This is a genomic window from Paenibacillus sp. FSL H8-0283 (assembly GCF_045040675.1).
Classification (GTDB): domain Bacteria; phylum Bacillota; class Bacilli; order Paenibacillales; family Paenibacillaceae; genus Paenibacillus; species Paenibacillus amylolyticus.
This window is the reverse complement of record NZ_CP150295.1, coordinates 3,043,657-3,067,827: the sequence shown is the minus strand read 5'-3', so window position 1 is coordinate 3,067,827 and position 24,171 is coordinate 3,043,657. Positions and strand designations below refer to the sequence as shown.

Here is a 24,171-nt window from a genome sequence, read left to right as displayed (position 1 = left end):
CAACATACAGTCCCTCTCAATTAAGGGAGAGCTATAGATGGAAGCAAGCAAGGAGGAACACCGCATTATGAAGCTTAGCAGCGGAATTAAAATACTATTGGCTGACGATGAACCGCATATTTTGCAATTTCTGGAGCTTGGATTAAGCAATGAGGGCTTCGATGTGCGCACCGCACCGGATGGAGTGGCTGCGCTTGAGTTGGCGCTTGAATTCAAGCCACATATGGCTATTCTGGATGTCATGATGCCTGAGATGGATGGATTCGAAGTGGTCGAGCGTCTGCGTAAGACCGGTACCGAGGTTGGCGTAATTATGCTGACAGCGAAGGACGAGGTCGAGAATCGGGTTAAGGGCCTTTGGCTAGGTGCTGATGATTACATGATCAAACCCTTTGCCTTTGATGAGCTGCTCGCCCGGATTCAGGCCAGACTGCGGAATCAATTTCCTTTATTAATAGGAGCCGTCACCCACGGTCCCTTCCGAATTGATGATCAGCGCAAAGAAATCACCTATCAGAATCAGGTCTTGGAGTTATCTCCTACCGAATACGAACTGTTAAAATTTATTGTGCTTAATCATGGAATTGTACTTAGCAAAGCGACCATTCTGAGCCGGGTTTGGGGGTATGATTTTGGCGGGGAAGAAAATATTGTGGAGGTTTACGTTCGTTCCTTGCGCGACAAACTCGGGGATAAAGAGCATAAACTCATTCGTACGCTTCGGGGTGTCGGGTACAGGCTGGATCTCTGATGAACTCGCTGCCTAAGAAAAATAAACTTCGTATCAGACGTCTCCACCACTGGATATGGCCTCGTTCATTACGTTCTCAATTGCTCTCACGTTCTCTGTTCGTACTTGCTGGGCTGTTATTGTTAATCGGTATTCTGCAATTCTGGATCATGGAAAGCTTTCTCTACCGGAATCAGGCAAAAACCATGGAAGAACAGCTCATGTCCATGCCCCCGGTTTGGCTCGGTATCCAGTCACGTAACGGCTCTTCCAACAATCCTTTTGGTGGACAGGTAGGAAACGGGTCTGGTAATCGGGTGTTGTTTATTCCTGACCGTTCACTAGCCCTGTTTGATAACGAAGGTACGTTCGAGGATGTTTTTGGGGAAGACGGTCTGAAAGCCCCTCAACTATCATCCGCTGAATATCAGGACATTACAGATGAGTTGAAAGAACAAAAACACATTCCCTACGAGATCGTCACGGATAGCCAAGGGAATGAGCAATTGATTGTATTCGCTTCACCCGGTCCACGCAATCGTGGTTTACCAATGGTGCAGATGGGCACGGCTACAAAGCCACTGAGAGACTTGATTATTAAACAGCTTCTGATCTTCATCATGTTATCGCTGTTGGCCATGGTAGCCGGTCTTGTTCTATACACTAAGGTATTACGCCGGACGCTGGTTCCCCTGTCCAACATGGTGAATAAAGTACAGCAGATAGATGCAGGCAGCCTCGCAGAACGGCTTCCCGTCATTCAGGGACAAGAAGAAGTGGATCAGCTCGCAGTTTCATTTAATGGCATGCTTGAAAGACTGGAGAATTCGTTTGAAGCGGAGCGGGAATCGAAAGAGCAGATGCAACGTTTCTTGTCTGATGCTTCTCATGAGCTTCGTACCCCGCTCACCTCCATTCACGGTTTCATTGAAGTTCTACAGCGGGGTGCAGCGACCAATCAAGATCAATTGTATAAAGCACTGGACAGCATGCACGGCGAATCGGTGCGAATTAACAAGCTGGTTGAAGATTTGCTGTTACTAACCAAGCTGGATCAGGCCCCAAAGCAGGAGCGGGAGGTCATTCAGCTGGATAGTCTGCTGCTCGAAATGCAACCACAACTTGCCATGATGGCTCAACAAAGATCCATTCATCTCGATTTGACGGCTGAAGTATATGTACTGGCTGACCCTTACAAGCTGAAACAGGTTGTGCTGAATCTGTTCCATAACGCGGTGCAGCATACCGATCCTGAGCATGGAGCCATCTCCATAACGTCATATGCCACGTATCATAAGGCTGAATTATCAGTGAAAGATAACGGCACAGGCATTGAACCTGAACATCTGCCCCATATCTTTGAGCGATTTTACCGCACAAGCAGTTCTCGTTCGCGCAAACAAGGTGGCGCAGGTCTCGGTCTCGCCATTACCCGCTCGATTGTGGAGTCGCATGGTGGGAATATTACCGTACAAAGTCAGGTAGGCTTGGGAACTGACTTTATGATTTTGCTGCCGCTGTCTAAGGCAGATGTCTAAGTTAAGCGTCGGCTCTACGTAAGATAAGTTGGCTATAAGTAGCTCTACGTAAGATCTACTTGATCATTACGCAAGCTCTAGGCAGGCTCTCCAAACGATGCTCATCTTCCATTTTAATTCCGGCTTTTCATTGCATGACGAATCCCCCCTCTCATTTCGGTTAAGAAATGAGTGGGGGGATTCGTTTTTGTATCCAATGGTAGAGTGGTAGCCCAATGGCTTTCGGGCTAACGAATCTGAGGCGTCTTATTCGAGCATTTGAAGCGTCCGCAGAGATCTAATGAACCTGAGCCACGTTATATTAGAATAAACAACCGTTTACTGCGTTTTTCTCAGGGGATTTCGGAAAATAGCGTGTCTGATGTTCCTTACAATTTAAGAAGCGTACCTAGAGGCCGAATAAGACGTTCTGAGTTCGTTAGAAAATCGTCTAGGCATTCACTAAGATTAGCCAGGATCAGCTATCTTGGACCTCAAGACTTTTGAGACAATGGTATCCATCATCGTATAGCTTGCCTAAATTTGAATATGAGTTTGAGTTTGAGTTTGAAGATACACGCTAAAATTCATCCCGTTCTATCGTTGCTTTTGGCAACGGTGGATTACCAAGGGTATACACCATTTTCATCTAGGAACTCCCCATTATGACGTTTACCATCCGTTGCATAGCCCACGATAATCGCAGCGCCGGCTTCTTTTGATTTACCACCTTCGGCATTGCCGTTAAGATCTGTTGATGTGAATCCGGGCGTTACTGCAAAGACTTGCGCCCTGCTGTTTTTGACTTCATAAGCCATCGAAAGTGTCATGGCACTGTTGGCCGTTTTGGATGAATTATAGTCGAAGGAATTTAAAGTAAATTCCGCATTTTGCATATGGTCCAGAGAAGCCATGTCAGTTGATACATTAATGATTGTGCCTTCATTATCTTTGATTAACGGGAACAATCGCTGATTCAAACGGAAGGTGCCGAAAAAGTTCACTTCAAAGGCGTTCCGTAGATCTTCCTCTTTTGTATCCGTAAAGGAATGAGAGAAAGCACCCGGCATACCCGCGTTATTGATCAGAAGATTTATTGCAGGATAACTCTTGTGAATCGTATCGGCTGCCTGCTCAATGCTCTTCAGGTCGCACATGTCGATCTGTACAAATTCTACATCTAACCCCCTGGAAGTTAACTCTGAAACAGCTCTTTCGCCCCGTTCAACACTACGTGCGCCAAGGATAACTTTCCAACCTGCTTCACCCAACTGCTTTACGATTTCATATCCAATTCCTTTATTTGCTCCGGTTACAAAAACAGTCTGTTTCATGCGAATCCTTCTTTCCATAATTTGATTTATATTGAACAATGTATAAGTTACTATGCTACACTTAGTGTAGGTCAAATTATTTTTATAAAAAGGGGGATTAACATGTTAACGATTGGAGAAGTAGCAAAAAAAGTTGAAATCTCCATTGGAGCGATCCGCTTTTATGAAAGAAAGGGACTGCTAAAACCTGCTGCACGAAATGAGCAGAATAACCGTCTTTATTTGGAGGATGATCTGAACTGGCTGGTTTTTATCAAATGCCTTCGCGAAACCGGGATGAGTGTGGAAGACATCAAAAAATATTATGATCAGGTCAACGAAGGAACCTCCACGCTGAAGGAAAGAACCAAGCTGATTGAGGATCAAAAGCAAAAGTTGCTGAATGATATAGAGGAGAAAAAAGCGCAGCTTGTTCATTTGGATAACAAACTGGAGCGCTATTATCGAGGAGAAAATTATTAATATAAGCCTTATGCTATAGATTAACCTTTTGCATTTATGTAAGGGAGCACGTATCCTAACAAGGTTTCCTCAGTAGCTTCTTAAAATAAATACAAAAAAGATCAGACAGCCAGAGCAATAACTGTCCAACCTGATCCGAAACTTTCATTTTATAGCCCTTCACTATGGGACTACGTTCTATTAAAATTGGCCTTGTTGCTTACGCAGGTGGTAATGGTTATACTTTTCATCCTCGATCTCGATCGAGCTGACCCGTTCAAAATTACATTTCTGTATCACCTTATTAGATGCTGGATTGGTAGTCAAAGCGATGGCATTTAACACTTCCACGTTTGTATATTCAAACAAATACTCCGTCATTCCTTTGAGCGCCTGCGTGGTGTAACCACGATTTCTGAAGTGTTTCGAAATACCGTACATAATCTCCCGATTGGATGCTGGCAGTTCGTCCTTAATCCCTGAGCAACACCATCCTATAAACTCATCATTTTCTTTGAGTACGATAGCCATACGTAAGCATAAATCTCCGATGTCTCCTCCCGCCACCACAGCTTGTTTAAAACGCTGATTCTCAGGAATTTCATATTCGGTGAGCCACAGGCTCCTATCTTCAATCGTAGCGTTCCATCCCGGTAAGAATTCATACACCTCGGGTTGCCACGTAATTTCTTGCAGTTTCTTCAAATCCTCGAGTCGATACTCACGTAAATAAATATCCTTGCAATCGATGATTAATTCATCAGTTTGTATAGGTTGGTTCATAAGGTTGCCTCCACATTTTAATTTACATTACATCATTATAGAGCCGTGTACCATTCCCTTAAAGGCAATGCCTTGATATGTATAGCGTCAGGGTCTTGGGTTTTTTCGAGTTGGGGAAAATACTCTGGATATTGAGCCAAATATTCGCTAACACACCATCGAACCGACCAGTTAATATCTGTTGACCATTTTATCCAATTGTGTATTTCCTCCTTTGGAGCATTTTGCAATAATCCATGCATATACCATCCACGCACTCCTCCTTCTGTTTCATGCTTTAAATGCACCCAATACAACTTTCGCTCTTGTTCATTCATCGGTTCGCCGAGGGTCGATACTGCAATTTTACGAACAATAGCGGATGAATCTTTCGTGAAACTCCATAACTCTTCACGTGATAATTCGTCCCTCTCAACTAAAACTGTTAAAGAGAGCGCTCTTTCGGTATCATCGATTGAATGAATTGCGCTATAGAGATTTTGATTTTTTATACTTATCATGGGTAAAGTTTTTTTTATGTACCTTGGCTTATCTGCCCTGTTCATATAACGAATTGTATTCTCAACATTAATTCGAGGAGCCAGGTTATCATTACCCTCAAGTGGTTCTCCATGCTCGACTAACAAGTGTCTTAGCATCTCCGCACTTAGACTCGGAAATTGGGAGAACAAATGGGCCGCAACACCAGCCACAAGCGCAGCCGATCCAGAGGTGCCCCCATAAAAAGATACGCGCTGACCAGAATCTTCAGTTTCATAAGAGGGGATTGTAAGGTGTAGTCTGGGCGCTAATATATCTGGCCTAAAGTGGCCATCTCCATTTCTACCATAAGGTTCATCAGGGAAAGGAACGTGTAATGAACGATCGGCCTTTCCACGATCAACGTAGCCTCCTACTGCTAGATATTGTATTGGAGGCATGATGTTATTCAAACGTGTATTTCCATTCGAACAAATAACCAAAATGCCCTGTTGCACAGCTGTCGCCAATGCTTTAACCGTTGAGTTTTCACTCGTATTTTTAAGATAAACTTCATTATCTAATGCCTGCCAACCAGTACTTAAAATAATTTTAATATTCCATTCGACCCCATGTTCAAGAATCCATTCCATTCCTTTTTTCAGACGTTCTCCTTCTCCAGTTGTAAATGCGCCATGATCTAAAACTATAAATGTTGCTGCTGGTGCAATCCCGACGTGAATTTGTTCCTCTAACAGAATAGGTTCATGGGCTAAAGCCAGTGTACTCATAAGGCCATGTTCACCTTTCCGATTATCCTCCTCCCTGTTCATAGATGAAATGTCTTGCACAGAGACAGTCATATTTTCATGTACGGCAACACATTTGATTCGTGTATTTAAGTGATTTACGAGATGATGTTGTTTAATTGAATCGATAATTACAATCCCCACACCCAGACCAGAAGTATGAAAATCAGGTTGTTCAGCAAAACCTAACCTTTTCCATGTCGGATCGGGTATTGCTCTATCCACACGATCACCTCAGATTTGATATCATTAGAATACTCTCTCGCCTTCCGCTTAAAGTACATTATCATTCATCCAACTAAAATCGGCAGATTTCGAGCTCTCTGGCGATCTTATTTATACTAGAATCATACAAGGCCCTCTTTTTCCATAAACTCATCTTTGGTTAATCCAAAGAGGATCATATCCTGGTATTTTCCATCGGTGTAGATCACCTGGCGACGCACACCTTCCTGAATACATCCAAGTTTTCTCATCATGGCTGCAGAAGGTTCATTTCCTTCGAGTACAGAATCATTGAATTTGTTGAGCCTACGCTCGAAGAAGGCATACTTCAGTAAGATTCGTACGGCTCTGGTCCCGTATCCTTTTCCTCGATGATCCCTGTCAATTTGAATGCCAATGCTAAAGGTACCGTTCCTTTCATCAATGCTGTTCAGATTCACACCTCCGACATTTTCACCATCCATATTTACAATTGTAAACATGATCCGTCCTTTGGCTAAAGAAAAATCAGAGAAGTTTTCCGTGAAACTCTTCGCTTCAACATGGGTTGGCGGCAACTCTACTGCACACTCTAATAACCGACGGGCGGGTGTATCAAAGCGGTTATAATAATGATCTTCCCAATCTTCCCCACGCAAAGCACGCAATCTAACCTTGTCATCCTGCCAGAAATATTGACTATAATCGATCTCTCTCATTCCAAGTCCCCCCGCATATTCAACCAGATTTTTACTTCGAGCTACAAACATAATAACCCATAATGTGGAATTAGAGGAGATTTGTTTTCATTAAACACAACGAAAATAACCCCCGAACAGGATAAAACCTGTCGGAGGCTACGCTCTAATTTATATCAGAATCCCTTTACGATTCTTCCGTATATTGAGGCTTGGACACGTTATCCGGAACCGTTTCGTCAAAAACATCCTGACCTGGATAATCCCGTACTTCTCCCTCGTGAAGCTCATGATTTTCATAATCAAAACGATGTGCAGACCGCTGGTCCACGCGCCACGGTGAACTTTTCCCAAGAGACTCGGATAACAGCGATGAACCGTAAGGACCCTCCGGGAATTCTTCGAGTGTGATATCGTTTCGCTGCGACTCCACCGTAGACACATCGGTATATTCTTGCCGTTCTTCACGCAAAAACTTATCTTTCATCGTTTATCCCTCCTGATCCACTTCAGATGATCAACGTCCACTTATTGTGAGCGAGGACAAACGCATTTATGCATGATCTTTGGAAAACACTGCGTTTAAGGTTCTAATCCATCGTCTTATTCATCACCGGATTAATCACGTTAATCATCGCCATCACAATTAGCGAATCCATATTAAAAGTACAAAAACAATGAGGCCAGCCATGCTAATCCAGGTATCACGTTTGGACCATACCAATAATGATGAACGTCCTCCGAGCGTAGAGTGCTCTCTAACTTTACGCATTTCCATCGCAATGGTCATATCCTCTGCACGTTGGAACAGTGCCATTAACAAGGGAATCACCATCGGACCCAGGTCACGAATTCGAACGGTATTTGGTCTTAAAGCCGCCTTTCCACGTGCCCGCACGATCAGTGAGAATCGCTGCCACTCACTCCAGATCATCGGGATAAACCGAAAGATTAACGATACAGCAAGAGCAAACGAAGCTACGGGCAACCTGATCTTTTTACCGATACCGAGTACCCAGTTAAGCCCTTCTACCATTCGCCCATAAGGTGTCGTCAACGAAAACCAAAGGCTTGCCAATGTGACGATAAACAAACGATACACATTCAGCAAAGTGCCCTCCGCCTGCATCAGGGAAAAGCCAAAGTGCAGACCGCCTCCCTCTGTTGAAAGGGTTGTCCCAGATAACGCCGTTGAGATGATGAAAAAGAATAATAATGGCTTCATTAACTTCATACATCCAGCCAAAGTCTGACGCGGGAGCACGGCAAGTGCTGCTACTACCGGCACCAGTGTTAAAGTCAATCCCAGCCATCGCTGTTGAAGCATAGCTGCGGTGACCAGCAAAATATACAAAATCCATTTCAGACGCGGGTCCATAACGCCATATAATCCGCCTGAATGAGTCAAGGTGTTCGGAAGAAGCTTTGGATCATCTTCAGTTTCAACGGACGACAGCTTCAGTGCTTTTTTTTCATACTTCATTACATCGCTCTTGACTTCCATCGTTACCGTCCCTGATGCTTCTTTCGATCCGTTCTGAATCCCCACCTCAACTGACGTGGACTGAACAATACTTTCAGCCATCTCCTCTGGCGTCATCGCGGTCAAAGACAGCTCAAGACCCGCTTCTCTTAACTGCTGTGCCAGTCTCATCGATGGTGGCAGTCCAATCCCTGTTTGCTCCAGCAGTTCAGGCCTTTTGTGAAGTTCTCTCGGCGTAAGATCGGCGATTAGACGGCCTTCCTGCAACAATAATACTCGATCCGCACAAGGCAAAAATGTATCCAGATCATGGGTTGCTACCACGCCCCCACCACCTGCCAGACGATGTTGCTCCAATACATCCAGCAAAAGCCCGACACTTTGCGCTTCCAACCCTGCGCTCGGCTCATCCAGCAGAAGCCAGTGTGGGTTGGTCACACTTCCGAGAGCAAGTCCAAGCCTGCGCTTCTCTCCCCCACTTAGAGCAAATGGCGACCTGTCAAGATGAAAACGCCGGTCCAACTCCGAGGACACTGGCGGGTCCCATTGGTTCAGTGCTTTTGTGATCTGCTCTTGTTGCTGTTTCTCTGAAAGACGATAGGGACGCAGAGAATATGAGAATTCACGCTGAATACTTCGGGCAAACAGTTGTTGTTCCGGAAATTGAAACAATAGTCCCATTTGCAATAAAATCGACTGCGGCACTTTTCCTTCTTTCCAGAAAGGTGTGCCATCCAATGTGATACTTCCTGCATCGGGCGGTCTCAGACCAGCCAACGTCTGTAATAAAGTCGTTTTTCCTGAACCGGTGCAGCCCAGCATCAAGGTGATTTCCCCACTGTTCAACTGTACACTCACATCTTCAAGCAGTGCACGTTTGCCCGATTCCGATGCTTCTATACGTATATTGGTTAGCTTGATCTCCAACGTGCGACCTCCTTGGCCAGTTGCTCAGGTCGCAGTGGCATGGCTTCTGGCATCATACCTTTTTGCTTGAGCAATAACGCAGTTTTTACAGTAAAAGGAGGGTCCAACCCTAACCGTTCACAGGGAGATAGCTGTACATTTTCCCAAGTAGCCTTCTCATTCAACTCTGTTTCATAGAAAAAGGACTCAGGCGCCCCGTTGTACACACAACGTCCCCTCTCCATAGCAATAATTCGATTACACAGGGTTGCTTCCTCCAGATGGTGTGTAATCCAGATCACCGTTGTGCCCCGCTGGGTAATCTTCTGAACGATGGCCTCGATACGGTCTCTTGCTCCCGGATCAAGCATGGCTGTTGGCTCATCCAGAATCAATATATCCGGTTTGGCTGCGAGCGCTACAGCAATATTAAGCAGTTGTTTCTGTCCACCGGATAATTGTGAGACAGCCTTCTCCGGGGGATATTGAAGTCCTACGGTATGTAATGCATCCTGCCTGCGCTCCAATTGCTCTTCTACAGATTCCATCAATGGTGACAGCGCAAAATGAAACTCCTCTTCAAACGTATCGCCAAGTACCTGAGCATCCGGTTGCTGCAGTACACCCCGAACAGTAAGTTCATCCGAAATATTCCGTACCCCTCCCGATAGCGGAATGAATCCGATCAGTAGTCCAGCAAGTGTGCTTTTCCCACTGCCATTCGCTCCTACAATACTAATCCATTCTCCTTGGTGAAGCGTAAGTGAGACCCCATCCAGTGCTTTTCTCACCTGACTACCTTCGGAAGCATAATGCACTCGAACATCTTCTAATGTAATTATAGGCAGGTTGCCTTGCATCGTAAATTAGTCCTTTCCCTTTCTATTGTTATGTGGTACGATCCTAATCGTTAACCACATTTATATAATTGGTTAACAATCATATTACCAAAATGGAGAGGATTGTTCAAACATGAAATTATCTTTGCGAGGCATTGTATTCAGCGCACTTATGGCCGCAATTTTAGTACTTTTTGGTTACATAAGCATTCCCATTGGCTTCTCCCCAGTACCGATAACATTACAAACTTTGGCTGTCATGCTGGCCGGAGGATTACTTGGTCCACTATATGGTTTTCTGAGCGTTACCATGGTTGTTCTGCTCACCGCTCTTGGTTTCCCCTTGCTACACGGGACCGGAGGACTTGCGGTACTTCTTGGACCTACCGGAGGATATGTGATGATGTGGCCGTTCTCCGCATTATTGATTGGATTGTTGCTTGCACGAATCAACATCAAAGGTGTAACAGGATTCATACTCGCTTTTGTTGTATTTGAACTATTTGGTTCACTGCTCGTGTATGTCTCGGGGGTCCCTTGGCTTGCCTATGCTTACAAAATGGACATACCTGAGGCCATGATTCAAGGGTTTTATCCTTACATTATTGGGGATCTGATCAAAGCTGTATTTGCTGCCATCATCATTGCGCCAGTGCGCATGGTTTTCCCACCTCAACGTCTCACAGGTAACATGCATTTCACGGTTTTAAAGGCGGATTCTTAATAGAAGCTACATAAGGTAACTAATCTGCCTATCTTTGAAAACGACGAAACCGCCAAAATCACTTTGGCGGTTTTCGTTACTTCTCTTCCTCTAAGATTGTTCTGTCATCGGAGTGATACGTGTAAATCTTCTTTAGTTCAACTTATATATTCACCTGAATTAATTGACGCTCTGTAATATGAAATTGTTGATCCGCTGTATTTTCAATAAACCTCTGATCATGAGATACATACAGAATCGTTCCTTCATACGCCTTAATAAAACGCTCCAACGCTTCCAATGCATGCATATCAAGAAAGTTCGTCGGCTCATCCAACAATAGAATGTTATATTGTCCAAGAAACAAGTGACATAATTGAAGACGAATCGCTTCTCCTCCGCTTAATGTCCCAACATTCTTCAGCAAGTCATTACCTGTAAACTGCATCGCATGCAACGCACTTCTGAGCTCTGATTCCTCATATTCCGAACGATTTTTCAGGAATTGTAATACGGTCTCTTTTGTCGTGAAACGATAGCTCATTTGCTGAAAATAACCGAGCTTTGCTTTTGGAGACATTGTGATCTGATCTCCCACATGGAAAACATGGTTAAGCAATGTGCTTTTGCCACTGCCATTGGCTCCGGTTATCGCTATTTTTTGTTTTAATGGAATTTGAAAACTTACATCCTCCAACAATATGTTTCCATCCACCTCAAGTGTAAGGCGATCTGCCATAATCGGAAATCGATTGTGCAGCTCCAGTGTCTTTGGCTGACGGAAGATCATAGGCCGATCCTCTTGCACCGCTTTTACCTCGTGAAGTTGTTGCATCCGCTGTTCAATCGCTTTGGCTGCGCGGTGCACCGCTTTTTGACTGGTGCCTTTGGATTTGGTTTCAACCATACGGTTTGTTTTTGCCTTGGATTCTTTTTTGGACATGCTTCCGGCCTGCGTTATTTTCTCGGCTTTCTTCATTTTTTCACGGGCGGCCAGCTCCAATCGTCTTTTCTCCTTGGAAAACTGCTCATGGGCCTGGTTTTGTTGTTCACGCTCCAGCCTCTTCTGTGCCTGATAATCACTATAGTTGCCGGAATATACGCGAACCTCACCTTGATGGATTTCCCAGATCGTGGTCACCAGTTCATCCAGAACCACACGATCATGACTGATCAGCACAAGCGCCCCATAATAATAACGCAATTCATCCAGCAAAAATGTAATGCCCTCTTGATCCAGGTGTGTCGTTGGTTCATCCAGTAACAGTACTTCATGATAATGAGTGAACATTTGAGCCAGTTTTAGACGGGTCTGTTCTCCACCACTCCATGGCTGATCGTGTTGAGGTATCGCTAATTTACTGAGTAAAGCCCCGTCAACTTCGATACTTTCGTTAGACTGGGGCGGTTCCACTTGTTCCAAATAACCAAACTCTGCAAAACGTTTTACCTTTCCGACTGTTGGCTGGATCTGTCCCGCAATGAGTTTCAACAATGTACTTTTACCCTGACCATTACCACCCACTACACCAATGCGATCCAGTTGATGCACAGCCAGTCGCTCAATGTTCAGTATTACTTTATCCATATAGGTCATCTCAACCTGTTCTAATTCAAAACATATCTTTTCCATATTCGCTACCTCCGAAATAAGATTTATTTCGTATCGATAGCGAAGCACGCTTCTATCGATACGAGCTTATCGTGCCAGCTCGTATCAATAGAACAGTAACGTCATCATAGCGGCTACCTCCAGTAGTCTGTATTGAGCGCCTTTACCTAATTATTTACCTGATTAAGATAATCAGAAGAAAAAACAAAGAATCACAGGCCACGGCCTGTGATTCAACGTAAACGGGAAAGCGAGTATAACACTTATTTTTAGGTCAGGATGATTGAAAATGACAGACTGATCCCGTTTACTCTGAACCAATAGTCAGAGCCTTTGAACGTATTCAATTACCGATTCAAAGGAAGGAAGCGCAGTCTCATTGCATGTGTCATATTCAATAATCCACCTTTCATTATCATGTATAGATGTACAATTCTAATTATAATTTTCCAATTCCACCATGTCAACGGAACGATGAAAACACTACACCATCAGATTAGTACATCAAACTACTTTTGTTCCTGGTCATTACCGCTACTTAATTTCAATAGAAGTTCCTGGCTATGAACCTGACCTGTAGCCTGTGGAATTACTTCCTCGTAGTTGGCGGAATTCGTTACGATAATCGGCGTTACCGTGTGATAACCAGCAGCCTTAATCTGTGCAATATCGAACTCAAGCAACAGATCTCCCGCTTGGACCCGATCGCCTTCCTTGATATGGGACACAAAATGCTGTCCGTCCAATTTAACGGTATCAACTCCCACGTGAACCAATATCTCAGCACCGGTGTCTGATACTACAGCCAAGGCATGTTTTTTCTTGAATGCAACGGTAACTGTGCCGTCAAAAGGCGCTACAACTCTGCCCACAGTTGGCTCAATCGCAATCCCTTTACCCATTGCTCCCGATGCAAAGGCCGGATCTGGAACTTCCGACAATTCAACAATCGTTCCTTCGATTGGGCTAAATACATTTTCGTCCGAAGCATTCGTTGCACGAACAGATTGCTGAGCGGATGTCGTAGATTCGGATTTTGTTTCTTCTTCAACCGGATCTTTGAAGCCCATGATGTACGTCAGTACAGCCGAAACAACAAACGATACTACGATACCCAGAATCAATCCTGGGAAACCTTGTCCGCCTGGTCCGTAGAAGATTGGCAAGGTCAGTAGTCCCGGTGCGCCAGATGCAAATGCCAATGTGCCCGCTTGACCAATGATAGCTCCACCAACTGCACCACCGATTACTCCTGCAATGAATGGGCGTTTCAGTGGTAATGTTACCCCATAGATAGCCGGTTCCGTAATACCGAACAGAGCCGTCAACGTGGATGATCCCGCCAATGTTTTCAGTTTTTTGTTCTTGGTTTTCAACATAACCCCAAAAGCAGCACCCGTTTGGGCAAAGATCGAAGCCGTGGCAGCTGGTTTAACACCATCCTGTCCATACACTGCAACGTTATTAATAAATACTGGAATCAGACCCCAGTGTATTCCGAAAATAACGAGCAGCTGCCAGCTTGCACCCATAACAGCTCCTGCGAGCAATGGACTGAATCCAAATGCGGCAACCAGTCCAGCTGCAATTCCATTACCAACGTATACGCCAAATGGTCCAAATACAAGCAATGTCAGAGGTACCATAATCACTAGCAAAAATAATGGCGTAACAAAGTTTTTCACACTATCGTGAAGTGTTTTATTAAAGAATTTCTCCAACTTGCTCATAACAATGACAGCTAAAATAATAGGAATAACAGTAGATGAATAGTTCATCAAGATGACAGGGATACCGAAGAAATCCGTTGGTGTTCCCTCTGATTTCAACGCAACGATGGACGGATAGATCAGTGCTCCTGCAATCGTCATCGCGACAAACATATTTCCCTGGAATTTACGTGCTGTTGTAACCGCTAACAACAGAGGCAGGAAATAGAAGAGACTATCTGCTGCTGCATACAAGATCGTATATGTTGTTTCTGTCGTTTCCAGCCATCCAATATTGCTTGCAATCAACAATAACCCTTTTAGAATACCGGCTCCCGCCATAACACCCAGAAGTGGTGCAAAGATGCTGGATATGATATCGATAATACCCCCGAGCCCTTTGGCTGCTTTGCGAGGTTTTTCTTTATCAGTCGAATCGTCCAGAATGTTACTGATCTGTCCAATGGCACTATAGACTTCAGGCACCTTGTTACCAACAACCACCTGGAACTGTCCTCCGTTTTCTTTGACTGCGATGATGCCTTCTGTTTTCTCAAGTTTGGCTTTGTCTGCCTTGGCATCGTCCTTCAATACAAACCGTAATCGTGTTGCACAATGAACCAGCGATTCCACATTTTTCTCACCGCCAACCAGTTCTACAATCTCTTTGGCCAGTTTCTCTTGACTCATGATCTGCACCCCCACTTTTTCTCAAACAGGCCCTTTACCGATTTTTTTGCACGCAAAAAACCTAAGCCTTGAGCAAGGGGACACAATGGTCCTGACCTTCTCATGACTTAGGTTTTGCCTGCATAACCAGTAACAATCCCAGTTAAATCGTATTCAATTCCTGTTAATCACATATTATTATAATAAAACCATTTTTGTCAACATTTAAATATTATCGATTAACCACTCGTTCGATATGAACCGTCAGATACAATTTTTCTTCATTGGTCAACTCATGGTTGTATTCCTTTTTGACAAACAACTCAATTTTCTCCGTACACGCTGCGGCATCTGGATGTTTCTCCTTAATCATGTCATAGAAATGATCATAGTTGTTGTCGTAATGCGTACCACTGAGCACACGCTGGGAGAAGAACTTCAGATGTGTGATAAAGCGAAAATAACTGAGAGAGTCCTCATCAAATTCCATTTTGAAATGATATTTCGCTATATTAATAATCTGCTGGATAAACTTCGTAATGTTCATCGTTGTAATAACTTCTTCGTTCATCTCTGCGTTAACAATATGAAGAGCAATAAAAGCGGCTTCATCGGGTGGAAGCTCAATATTCATTCGGGTGTTGATCTGTTCCAGCGTCCTCAGGCCGAGTTCGAATTCGGACTTGTACAACTGTTTGATCTCCCACATTAATGCGTTCTTGATCTCCACGCCTTCCCGATAACGTTCGATGGCGAAGTTAATATGATCTGTAAGAGATACATAGATGTTCTCATTCAGCTTTCGGCCCAGATTCTCACATGCATACGTGATAATCTCTTCCACAATTTCAATCAGTTCCATCGGAACTTCCCGCAGCAGCATTTTGAAATTATCGGAAGTTTGTTTGTTTTTCAATGCAAATACTTTCTGGATGCGGGTCTCGTCTACTTTATCCCCCGGCTTTTTCTTAAAGGCAATCCCACGTCCCATCACCACAAGCTCTGCTCCATCCGCCTGATAGATGCTAATGACGTTATTGTTGATAACCTTTGCTATTTTCACTTCAATCCCCCCGTCACGTTCCACTCTCTTGGCAGTTATACATCGTCTTTTGGGCATACAAAAAAAACCTGAAGCATCACAAAATAAACAAGACATGGTGGTCTGCTTTTTTTGGTGCTTAGGTTTTGCCTACTTCGAGTAGTAACAATCCCAGAAACGATATAATTGCGTCAAGTATAGCGCGAACCTGACTATATGTCAACGCTTTCAATGTGGGGACAAACGGAAGTCCCATGGTTATATAAATTGAACTAGATAATATTTACACTAGCTACTCCGATGACAGAACAACCTTCCGATCGCTGTTATCCCCAGCTTTTTTCTGTCCTCTCCGTTTTGTGTAAATGTTTAGTTCAATTTATATAGATGAAACTTCCGATGTTTTATTGCCGTAAAAGACCATTTTAATTCAGAAAAATATAAATTACGCGTCACCCAGGTTTGTTCCGTTGGATTCGATCACATTTTTGTACCACTCAAAACTCTTCTTCTTCAGTCGTGTCAGCTCACCTTGACCTTCATTATTACGATCCACGTAAATGTAGCCATAACGTTTTCTCATCTCACCTGAGGAGGCACTTACAATATCAATAGGTCCCCAGCTGGTGTAACCGATGATGTTCACTCCATCCTGAATGGCCTCACCCATTTCAGCTACATGTCGTTTCAAGTAGTCAATCCGGTACGCATCATCCACTTCACCTTCCGGTGTAACCTCGTCATTGGCACCAAATCCATTCTCAACAACAAACAGCGGCTTCTGATAACGATCATGTAGTTGATTGGCGGTTATACGGAATCCTTTGGGATCAATCGTCCAGCCCCACTCGGACTTCGCCAGATATGGATTGGCTACCGAGCCAAATACATTACCACTGGTCATATTTTTGATAACTTCCGGATCGGTACTGGTTGTACGACTTGAATAATAACTGAATCCGATATAATCTACGGTATGATTCTTCAAGATTTCCGCATCACCCGGCTGCATAACAATGTTCAACTCGTGATCTTTGAAGAAACGTTTGGCATAACCCGGATATTCACCACGTGACTGCACATCGATGAAGAAATAGGACTCTCTATCTTTTTCCATGCCCTGGAACACATCCTCCGGATTACAAGTATACGGATAGAAGCTTCCTGCGGCGAGCATACACCCAATCATGGCACCAGGAATAATCTCATGACATGCCTTGACTGCCAGTGCACTTGCAACCAGTTGGTGGTGAGCAGCCTGATATTGAATTTCCTTGATGTTATCCCCTTCATTAAACGCCAGCCCCGCCCCAAGGAACGGAAGATGTAACAGCATGTTGATCTCATTAAATGTCATCCAGTATTTCACCTTGTCTTTGTACCGAGTGAATACCGTTGTAGCGTAAGTCTCGAAAAGAGTTACCAGTTCACGACTTCTCCAGCTGCCATACTTCTCGATCAGATGCACAGGCACATCAAAGTGAGCTAATGTAACTACAGGTTCAATGCCGTTTTTCAACAATTCATCAAACAGGTTATCGTAAAATTGTAATCCGGCTTCATTTGGCTGTGCATCTTCTCCTGTCGGGAAAATCCGTGCCCAGGCAATGGAGACACGCAGTGCTTTGAATCCCATTTCTGCAAATAGAGCAATGTCTTCAGGGTAACGGTGATAAAAATCGATCGCTTCATGTGAAGGATAGAACTCGGTAGCAAGCGGCGTAAAAGCTGGAACATTGCCTTTCATAATACTTCTGCGGTTCTCTCCTGTTGGCAGCAAGTCAACGATACTCAGCCCTTTGCCATCTTCCAGATACGCGCCCTCCGCCTGATTGGCAGCAATGGCTCCACCCCACAGAAAGTCTTTGGGAAATTTAAAATTCGTCATCATCATTCTCCTTCCAAATATGTAATTCAGCTACCCGCTCAAATCCTGAAAAATATTAAAAAGACAAAATAGAAAAAACCCGAACCAGCCTGGGTACACGATTACGTGTAAACAAGCCAGCTCAGGTTATGCCCATATCGGTAACATTCCCAGATCATGATTATGCGGATTGGATAAAACTTTAGCAAGAATCAGAACAGTTGTCAACTTCTTGAAACCGGTTTAGCTTCGGATTGCCCACTACGATATTTGATAGAACGCAGCACATGTGCCGCCAAGAATCATCTGTTGATCTAGTATAGGTAAGGCATTAATGTGAGAATTAATGAGACCGTATACTTCAGAATACGTAGCTGAAACGTTGCTCACAGGCCAGTCGGACCCGAACATTAACCGTTCCGCACCAAAGGCTTCAATGGCGATATTCAGATAGGCTGTAAAATCCTTTGGAGTCCAATTTGCCCAGTCTGCTTCCGTCACCATTCCTGAAAGTTTACAGTACGCATTAGGTTGTGCGGCCAATGACTCAAGTGCTTCTTTCCACGGTGAGATTATACCTGATTTTATGTCGGGTTTGGCTAGATGATCAAGTACAAATCGCTGTTCAGGAAACGCCTTAACCAGTTCCACAGCATAAGGCAGTTGCTCCTTGGATACCAACAGATCATAGGCCAAATTATACTCTTTAAGCAATGAAATTCCGCGCTGAAAGTCTTCTCTCAATACATACTTCAGATCAGGTTCATCCTGTATGACATGACGTACGCCCTTCAGATATGGATTGGACGTGAACAATTCAAGCTGATTCCGAACTTCATCCGAACAAAGGTCCACCCATCCGACAACACCTTTGATACATTCATGCCGATCTGCCAACTGCAGAAGCCACTTGGTTTCTGTCAGTGATTGTCTGGCTTGTACCGCAATACATCCATCCAGTCCTGATTGGACCAATAAAGGTTCAAGATTTTCCGGAAGAAAAGATTGACGAATGGTTTTCATCTCTTCGCCAATCCATCCGTACTCGGCGACATTGTATTCCCAGAAATGTTGATGTGCATCCAGCTTCATATTAGATCCCTCCCAGGGTATTTAAATCTAATTATCATTCAAAAGCAACCATATGATTTTCATTTCCAATGAAATAAACGCTTACTACACAATCTATTCATATGACAAAATCACTGATTTTCACATGGTTTTTATTCCAATTGTGCAGGTATTGTCCAATATTAAATCATGATATAGTAAATTACGAAAACGCTTTCAGTACATAAATCGGTGGTGATTCTAGTATTAAAGAAGTGAATTTTTGTTTGCGTTGAGCTCTATTTCCACCCTGCTTAACCGCTATTCACGTTTAACCATTCTCTATTCGAAGGAGACTATATTAATGAAAAAAAACCGCAAATCAGTCCTTTCTCTTACGCTTGTGACTGCCATGATTCTATCTCTATTCTCCTCGGCTATGGCTTCAGCTGCAACTGACAACAGCGAACAGGCCAATGCATCACCCGCTCCAAGCAAAATGCAGACCTATGTAAACGCCATGGAGCCTGGCTGGAATCTGGGTAACTCTCTGGACGCCGTTGGTGAAGATGAAACTGCCTGGGGCAACCCACGCATTACGAAGGAACTAATTCAGTCGATCGCAGATGAGGGCTACAACAGTATCCGTATTCCTGTAACCTGGGAAGCCCATATCGGTGACGCACCCGACTACACAATTGATTCCGCTTACATGAATCGGGTTCAAGAAGTAGTAAACTGGGCCCTTGATGCGGATCTCTACGTCATGATCAATCTTCACCATGATTCCTGGCGCTGGATCAGTTACATGGAGAAAGACCATGACAACGTGCTTGCACGTTATAACGCTGCTTGGACTCAGATTGCGGACAAATTCAAAGATGCATCCGATAAACTCATGTTCGAAAGTGTTAACGAACCACGTTTCTCCGAAGGCGGCACAACAGATGCAGCGATTGGATATCGCATGCTGGACGAATTGAATACTTCTTTTCACAAGATCGTAAGAACTTCGGGTGGAAACAACGAGACACGTCCTCTTGTACTTCCAACGATGCATACCTCTTCCGCTCAACCTGATCTGGATGAACTGAATAAGACCATTCAAAAATTGAATGACAGCAATATTATTGCAACCGTTCACTACTACGGGTTCTGGCCATTCAGTGTGAACATCGCAGGTTACACCAAGTATAACGAGGAAGTACAGAAGGACGTTACCGACACTTTTGATCGGGTATACAATGCTTTTACAGCGAAAGGCATTCCGGTTATCGTTGGTGAGTATGGCTTGCTTGGTTTTGATCAACACACAGGTGTCATTGAGCAAGGCGAAAAACTGAAATTCTTCGAATTTGTTGGACAATATCTGCGTCAAAAACAGATGACAACGATGTTGTGGGATAACGGACAACACTTCGGTCGCACAAGTTTTACTTGGTCTGATCAGGAATTGTTTGATACCATGAAAGCCAGCTGGACAGGTCGCTCATCCACAGCCGAAACGGATCTCGTATATCTTAAACAAAATGAAGCCATTCAAGATAAGAAGGTAAAACTCAATCTGAATGGGAACAAATTCAATTCGTTGAAAAATGGCACTACCCCTCTTGTAAGAGGTAAAGACTATACGATCAAAAAAGATGTGCTTACGTTAAAATCCAATCTGTTAACCAAATTGACAACCTCTGGTGATTTGGGCGTAAATGCCACACTCACGGCTGGATTCAATGAAGGTGCTGACTGGAACTTCAATATCATTAAATATGACACACCTAAGTTGAACGATGCAACTGGTACAACCAGTGCATTTGCCATTCCGACTACGTTTAACGGGAACCAACTGGCAACGATGGAAGCAACATATGCAAACGGAGAAAACGCCGGTCCACAGAACTGGACTTCGTTCAAAGAATTCTCCTACACATTTAGCCCAGATTACGAACGTAATGTGATTGAGCTGAAACCTAACTTCTTCAATGAAACCAATGATGGCGAAGTTACGCTTAAGTTCCATTTCTGGAACGGAGATGTGCTGACGTACAAAATCACGAAAAATGGAACCAGCGTTGTTGGTGTAACTTCCAAATAAGAACTCATCTAACGTTCTGTACAGAGCTTTAAGCTCTGGCAGAACGTTTTGTTTTTGTTTCACAATTGATTGAATAACGTACAAGTGGCCCTTCATACCTTTACACTAACTAGGATTGAGGGGGAAATGTCATGTTTAAACGTGTAGACCGTCTTGCCATCGAACTACCCATATCCAATAATCCGGACCCTAATGGAGCTAGTGCAGTTCAGGAGTTGCTTGGTGGAAAGTTCGGGGAAATGTCAACATTAAATAACTATATGTTTCAGTCATTTAATTTCAGAGGTAGATCCAAGCTGCGTCCATTTTATGACATTGTTGCAAGTATTACTGCGGAGGAATTCGGCCATGTCGAACTTGTCGCCAATACGATTAACCTCATGCTTGAAGGTTCAACATCACCAGGTGACCCAGACTCCACACCACTGCGTGTTGGTAAAGACGCACGGATGACTTCACACTTTATCGAATCGGCCCAGACAGCGCTCCCGTATGACTCCATGGGAAGACCCTGGAATGGTTCATATGTTGTGAGCAGTGGCAATCTGATCTTTGATCTGCTGCATAATTTCTTTCTTGAATGCGGAGCCAGGACTCACAAAATGAGAGTCTACGAAATGACGGACAACAAAACAGCCCGAGAAATGACAGGTTATCTGCTTGTTCGCGGCGGTGTGCACGTTCTGGCGTATGCCAAGGCACTGGAAATTGCAACGGGCGTTGATGTAACAAAGATGTTCCCTATTCCGCGACTGGATAATAAAGCTTTTGAAACGACACGTAAGTGGGAAGCGAAGGGTGAGCACCGCAGGTTGTACACGTTCAGCGACAAGGATTATCAGGGCATTGCCCAGATCTGGAAAGGGACACACCCAACCGATGGTGGTAAACTGGAGGCTTTTGCAGGCTTGCCGGGGTATGGAGGGCCAGTGCCTGAGCTACCTGATCTGCCGGAAGAATTTGCGCCAGGGATATCCGCGGAAGATCTAATGCAGATTGCCGAGCGACTGAAACGTCACGCTGGTCTGTAGGATCACGATCAACGTTTGTTTTTCATGGGCGTCGATTGGATAACCGTAAACTGGTGCTACCTTGTGTGCTGGAACTCTTTGTTTAATTAGATTATTGATGATCTGTTTCTTTGATTTCTTATGGCGCACACAAAAAAGGGAAACGGGGGAGATACATCTCTCCCCGCTTCCCACTTTACACGCCTCTATTGTGGCTCAGTAAATTTCACTACCAGCACCGTTTCCCCATTGGCTTGCACACGACCGGTTGAGGCTGCTGTAACAGTTGCTATCGCTTCGTTTCCACTTGGGATCAACACAGGTGTAATCAAAGGTAGACCCGCAGCCTGAATGACATCCATGTCAAATTCGATCAACAATTGACCTGCAGTTACACGATCTCCGCTATTCACATGTGCGGTAAAACCGTTTCCTTTCAGTCCAACCGTATTAATTCCGATATGAACCAACATCTGTACACCTGTCTCATGCTCCAGAATCACCGCATGTTTACTCTTGTTCATGACATGTGCGATGACACCATCAAACGGTGCATATACTTTGCCTTCTGATGGCTCGATGCCAACGCCCTCACCCATGTGTTTTTCCGAGAACGCCGGGTCAGGAACCTGCTCCAGAGAAACGACGGTACCGTTCATTGGCGAAGCGATTTCGAGAAAATCTACCTTAGGACGATTGCTTGTAACGGCTTCGGTAACTGAATTAATACGCGGATTAGATTCCTCTGCTTTAACTTCAGTTGATGTTACTCCACTGTTCTCATGGCTCACCGATTCTTCTGCGACCGGTTGATCCTTATATCCGAAGAACCAGGTAAGTGCAAATGCAATCGCCATGGCAACCACGTTGGACAAGATATACAACGGCAGTTGGCTGTTCAGATAGAGCAGTGTACCGGGAATAACCGTTACAGCCATGCCTGTACCCTGCAGATGGAACAAGGAAGCGATGAAACCACCTACACCACCACCAACAAGTCCCATAATAAATGGTTTCATATAACGCAAGTTAACTCCGAAGATCGCTGGCTCCGTAATGCCCAGAAATGCGGACAAGGAAGAAGGTAATGCGAGTGCTTTGAGTTTCATATTTTTGGTCTTCAGACCGACTGCGAGACAAGCCGCTCCTTGTGCTGCCATGGCACAGGTAATGATGGCGTTGAACGGATTGAATCCCGTTTTCTCCAGTAGCTGAATCTCCAGGAAATTAAAGATGTGATGTACACCGGTAACAACAATAATCTGATGGAAGAATCCAATGATAATACCTGCGATGCCAAACGGAAGATCCAATACGGCAGTTGTTCCATGCAGCACCCACTCTTCCAGGGAATGGAACACGGGACCAATCGCGAATAGTCCAAGCGTAATCATGACTGTCAACGTAATAAAAGGAGTCAGAATTAAGTCCAATGCCTCAGGCACCCGTCTTCTTAGTACCTTCTCAAACTTGGCTCCAATCAAACCTACAAAGAACGCGGGCAGAACCGAACCTTGATAACCCACGACAGGTATAAAACCGAACATATGTAGCGGCTGTGCTGATCCATCTGCCACCGCGTAAGCATTGGGTAATGCAGGATTGACCAGCATTAGCCCCAGTACGATACCAAGTACTGGACTTCCGCCAAATACGCGGAATGCGGACCACGCTACAAGTGCAGGTAGAAATGCAAATGCCGTATCCGTCAGGATTTGAGTGAACAACAGGAAATTGGCCGAGATATCATCCGGTGTTGCACCGAATAACGCCAGAATTTCATTCTGGGTAAGTAATCCGCGCAATCCCATGAACAGTCCTGTAGCTACCAGTACGGGAATGATGGGTACAAATACGTCACCAAACGTGCGGATAGCCCGTTGAAAAGCATTTCCTTCTTTTTTCCCCTGACTCTTCACCTCTTCCTTGGACGTTCCTTCGATGCCCAGCTTCTCAACCTCTTCAAAGATTCGATTCACTGTTCCCGTACCAAAGATAATCTGATATTGACCTGAGTTGAAAAAGGCGCCTTTCACCTTCTCGATATTCTCGACCGTTTTCTGATCAATCTTTTCTTTATCTTTCACCATGATGCGAAGACGTGTTGCACAATGTGCAAATGATGCGATATTCTCTTTGCCCCCGATGGCATGAATGACTTCTTGGGCAATCCGTTGATTCTCCGACATGTTATCTCATTCCTCTCACGTAATA

General features: G+C 44.3%; 19 protein-coding genes. 6 read left to right on the top strand and 13 right to left on the bottom strand.

Features of this window, described 5'->3' with window-relative positions; genetic code table 11:
- The first annotated feature begins 67 nt into the window (after window positions 1-67).
- Both MHI52_RS13890 and MHI52_RS13885 read left to right on the top strand, forming a co-directional pair.
- The gene (locus tag MHI52_RS13890; protein WP_405159387.1) at window positions 68-751 is read left to right on the top strand and encodes a response regulator transcription factor; all 684 of its coding nucleotides are present in this window, start codon (window positions 68-70) and stop codon (window positions 749-751) included.
- A complete protein-coding gene (locus MHI52_RS13885; protein ID WP_405159225.1) occupies window positions 751-2,268 on the top strand; it encodes a sensor histidine kinase in 1,518 nt (505 codons plus the stop codon). The genes MHI52_RS13890 and MHI52_RS13885 overlap by 1 nt, the downstream gene beginning before the upstream one ends.
- Before the next feature lie 602 nt (window positions 2,269-2,870).
- Here the strand turns inward: MHI52_RS13885 and MHI52_RS13880 are convergent.
- A complete protein-coding gene (locus MHI52_RS13880; protein ID WP_339286682.1) occupies window positions 2,871-3,581 on the bottom strand; it encodes an SDR family NAD(P)-dependent oxidoreductase in 711 nt (236 codons plus the stop codon).
- Window positions 3,582-3,683: 102 nt separating this feature from the next.
- Here MHI52_RS13880 and MHI52_RS13875 point away from each other — a divergent pair, with 102 nt between their 5' ends.
- Window positions 3,684-4,043, top strand: coding sequence for a MerR family transcriptional regulator (locus MHI52_RS13875; RefSeq protein WP_076249478.1), 360 nt, complete (start codon window positions 3,684-3,686; stop codon window positions 4,041-4,043).
- Window positions 4,044-4,223: 180 nt separating this feature from the next.
- Here MHI52_RS13875 and MHI52_RS13870 read toward each other — a convergent pair whose 3' ends face one another.
- From MHI52_RS13870 to MHI52_RS13845, 6 genes are all read right to left on the bottom strand, one after another.
- Window positions 4,224-4,805 (bottom strand): GNAT family N-acetyltransferase, encoded by a 582-nt coding sequence (locus tag MHI52_RS13870; RefSeq protein ID WP_405159224.1) that lies wholly within the window; start codon window positions 4,803-4,805, stop codon window positions 4,224-4,226.
- 35 nt (window positions 4,806-4,840) lie between these two features.
- On the bottom strand, window positions 4,841-6,298 hold the full coding sequence (locus MHI52_RS13865) for a S8 family serine peptidase (RefSeq protein ID WP_405159223.1): 1,458 nt from the start codon (window positions 6,296-6,298) through the stop codon (window positions 4,841-4,843).
- Between the two features lie 122 nt (window positions 6,299-6,420).
- Window positions 6,421-6,996: a GNAT family N-acetyltransferase gene (locus tag MHI52_RS13860; RefSeq protein ID WP_076327742.1), complete on the bottom strand. Its 576-nt coding sequence runs from the start codon at window positions 6,994-6,996 to the stop codon at window positions 6,421-6,423.
- 166 nt (window positions 6,997-7,162) lie between these two features.
- Window positions 7,163-7,462 (bottom strand): hypothetical protein, encoded by a 300-nt coding sequence (locus MHI52_RS13855; protein WP_017688728.1) that lies wholly within the window; start codon window positions 7,460-7,462, stop codon window positions 7,163-7,165.
- 159 nt (window positions 7,463-7,621) lie between these two features.
- Complete coding sequence (locus MHI52_RS13850) at window positions 7,622-9,385, bottom strand: ATP-binding cassette domain-containing protein (RefSeq protein ID WP_405159222.1); 1,764 nt, start codon at window positions 9,383-9,385, stop codon at window positions 7,622-7,624.
- Window positions 9,370-10,224, bottom strand: a complete 855-nt coding sequence (locus tag MHI52_RS13845) for an ATP-binding cassette domain-containing protein (RefSeq protein ID WP_405159221.1) — start codon at window positions 10,222-10,224, stop codon at window positions 9,370-9,372. Before MHI52_RS13845 ends, MHI52_RS13850 begins: the two co-directional genes overlap by 16 nt.
- Before the next feature lie 112 nt (window positions 10,225-10,336).
- Between MHI52_RS13845 and MHI52_RS13840 the strand changes: the two genes are divergently transcribed.
- Window positions 10,337-10,927, top strand: coding sequence for a biotin transporter BioY (locus MHI52_RS13840; protein WP_405159220.1), 591 nt, complete (start codon window positions 10,337-10,339; stop codon window positions 10,925-10,927).
- Between the two features lie 142 nt (window positions 10,928-11,069).
- Here MHI52_RS13840 and MHI52_RS13835 read toward each other — a convergent pair whose 3' ends face one another.
- The 5 genes from MHI52_RS13835 to MHI52_RS13815 all read right to left on the bottom strand — a co-directional run bounded on the left by MHI52_RS13835 (window position 11,070) and on the right by MHI52_RS13815 (window position 18,897).
- Window positions 11,070-12,539, bottom strand: a complete 1,470-nt coding sequence (locus MHI52_RS13835) for an Msr family ABC-F type ribosomal protection protein (protein ID WP_405159219.1) — start codon at window positions 12,537-12,539, stop codon at window positions 11,070-11,072.
- A gap of 488 nt (window positions 12,540-13,027) precedes the next feature.
- Window positions 13,028-14,917, bottom strand: a complete 1,890-nt coding sequence (locus tag MHI52_RS13830; protein ID WP_405159218.1) for a beta-glucoside-specific PTS transporter subunit IIABC — start codon at window positions 14,915-14,917, stop codon at window positions 13,028-13,030.
- Between the two features lie 211 nt (window positions 14,918-15,128).
- Window positions 15,129-15,959 carry a BglG family transcription antiterminator LicT gene (gene licT, locus MHI52_RS13825; RefSeq protein ID WP_076249483.1) on the bottom strand — a complete coding sequence of 277 codons (831 nt, stop codon included), beginning with the start codon at window positions 15,957-15,959 and terminating at the stop codon, window positions 15,129-15,131.
- Between the two features lie 424 nt (window positions 15,960-16,383).
- Complete coding sequence (locus tag MHI52_RS13820; protein ID WP_036670717.1) at window positions 16,384-17,826, bottom strand: 6-phospho-beta-glucosidase; 1,443 nt, start codon at window positions 17,824-17,826, stop codon at window positions 16,384-16,386.
- Between the two features lie 240 nt (window positions 17,827-18,066).
- Window positions 18,067-18,897 carry an amidohydrolase family protein gene (locus MHI52_RS13815; protein ID WP_405159217.1) on the bottom strand — a complete coding sequence of 277 codons (831 nt, stop codon included), beginning with the start codon at window positions 18,895-18,897 and terminating at the stop codon, window positions 18,067-18,069.
- A gap of 322 nt (window positions 18,898-19,219) precedes the next feature.
- Here MHI52_RS13815 and MHI52_RS13810 point away from each other — a divergent pair, with 322 nt between their 5' ends.
- Complete coding sequence (locus MHI52_RS13810; protein WP_405159216.1) at window positions 19,220-20,947, top strand: cellulase family glycosylhydrolase; 1,728 nt, start codon at window positions 19,220-19,222, stop codon at window positions 20,945-20,947.
- Window positions 20,948-21,078: 131 nt separating this feature from the next.
- Entirely contained in the window at window positions 21,079-21,978 is a 900-nt protein-coding gene (locus tag MHI52_RS13805) for a manganese catalase family protein (protein WP_339187735.1), read from the top strand.
- 185 nt (window positions 21,979-22,163) lie between these two features.
- On the opposite strand, the gene MHI52_RS13800 is transcribed toward MHI52_RS13805, so the two are convergent.
- A complete protein-coding gene (locus MHI52_RS13800; RefSeq protein WP_405159215.1) occupies window positions 22,164-24,146 on the bottom strand; it encodes a sucrose-specific PTS transporter subunit IIBC in 1,983 nt (660 codons plus the stop codon).
- Window positions 24,147-24,171: the final 25 nt, after the last annotated feature.

What these genes read in the sequence shown, in the direction of transcription:
- MHI52_RS13890 (WP_405159387.1), top strand. Translation starts at nt 68, where the DNA reads ATGAAGCTTAGCAGCGGAATTAAAATACTATTGGCTGACGATGAACCG.
- MHI52_RS13885 (WP_405159225.1), top strand. Translation starts at nt 751, where the DNA reads ATGAACTCGCTGCCTAAGAAAAATAAACTTCGTATCAGACGTCTCCAC.
- MHI52_RS13880 (WP_339286682.1), bottom strand. Translation starts at nt 3,581, where the DNA reads ATGAAACAGACTGTTTTTGTAACCGGAGCAAATAAAGGAATTGGATAT.
- MHI52_RS13875 (WP_076249478.1), top strand. Translation starts at nt 3,684, where the DNA reads ATGTTAACGATTGGAGAAGTAGCAAAAAAAGTTGAAATCTCCATTGGA.
- MHI52_RS13870 (WP_405159224.1), bottom strand. Translation starts at nt 4,805, where the DNA reads ATGAACCAACCTATACAAACTGATGAATTAATCATCGATTGCAAGGAT.
- MHI52_RS13860 (WP_076327742.1), bottom strand. Translation starts at nt 6,996, where the DNA reads ATGAGAGAGATCGATTATAGTCAATATTTCTGGCAGGATGACAAGGTT.
- MHI52_RS13855 (WP_017688728.1), bottom strand. Translation starts at nt 7,462, where the DNA reads ATGAAAGATAAGTTTTTGCGTGAAGAACGGCAAGAATATACCGATGTG.
- MHI52_RS13845 (WP_405159221.1), bottom strand. Translation starts at nt 10,224, where the DNA reads ATGCAAGGCAACCTGCCTATAATTACATTAGAAGATGTTCGAGTGCAT.
- MHI52_RS13840 (WP_405159220.1), top strand. Translation starts at nt 10,337, where the DNA reads ATGAAATTATCTTTGCGAGGCATTGTATTCAGCGCACTTATGGCCGCA.
- MHI52_RS13835 (WP_405159219.1), bottom strand. Translation starts at nt 12,539, where the DNA reads ATGGAAAAGATATGTTTTGAATTAGAACAGGTTGAGATGACCTATATG.
- MHI52_RS13830 (WP_405159218.1), bottom strand. Translation starts at nt 14,917, where the DNA reads ATGAGTCAAGAGAAACTGGCCAAAGAGATTGTAGAACTGGTTGGCGGT.
- MHI52_RS13820 (WP_036670717.1), bottom strand. Translation starts at nt 17,826, where the DNA reads ATGACGAATTTTAAATTTCCCAAAGACTTTCTGTGGGGTGGAGCCATT.
- MHI52_RS13815 (WP_405159217.1), bottom strand. Translation starts at nt 18,897, where the DNA reads ATGAAGCTGGATGCACATCAACATTTCTGGGAATACAATGTCGCCGAG.
- MHI52_RS13810 (WP_405159216.1), top strand. Translation starts at nt 19,220, where the DNA reads ATGAAAAAAAACCGCAAATCAGTCCTTTCTCTTACGCTTGTGACTGCC.
- MHI52_RS13805 (WP_339187735.1), top strand. Translation starts at nt 21,079, where the DNA reads ATGTTTAAACGTGTAGACCGTCTTGCCATCGAACTACCCATATCCAAT.
- MHI52_RS13800 (WP_405159215.1), bottom strand. Translation starts at nt 24,146, where the DNA reads ATGTCGGAGAATCAACGGATTGCCCAAGAAGTCATTCATGCCATCGGG.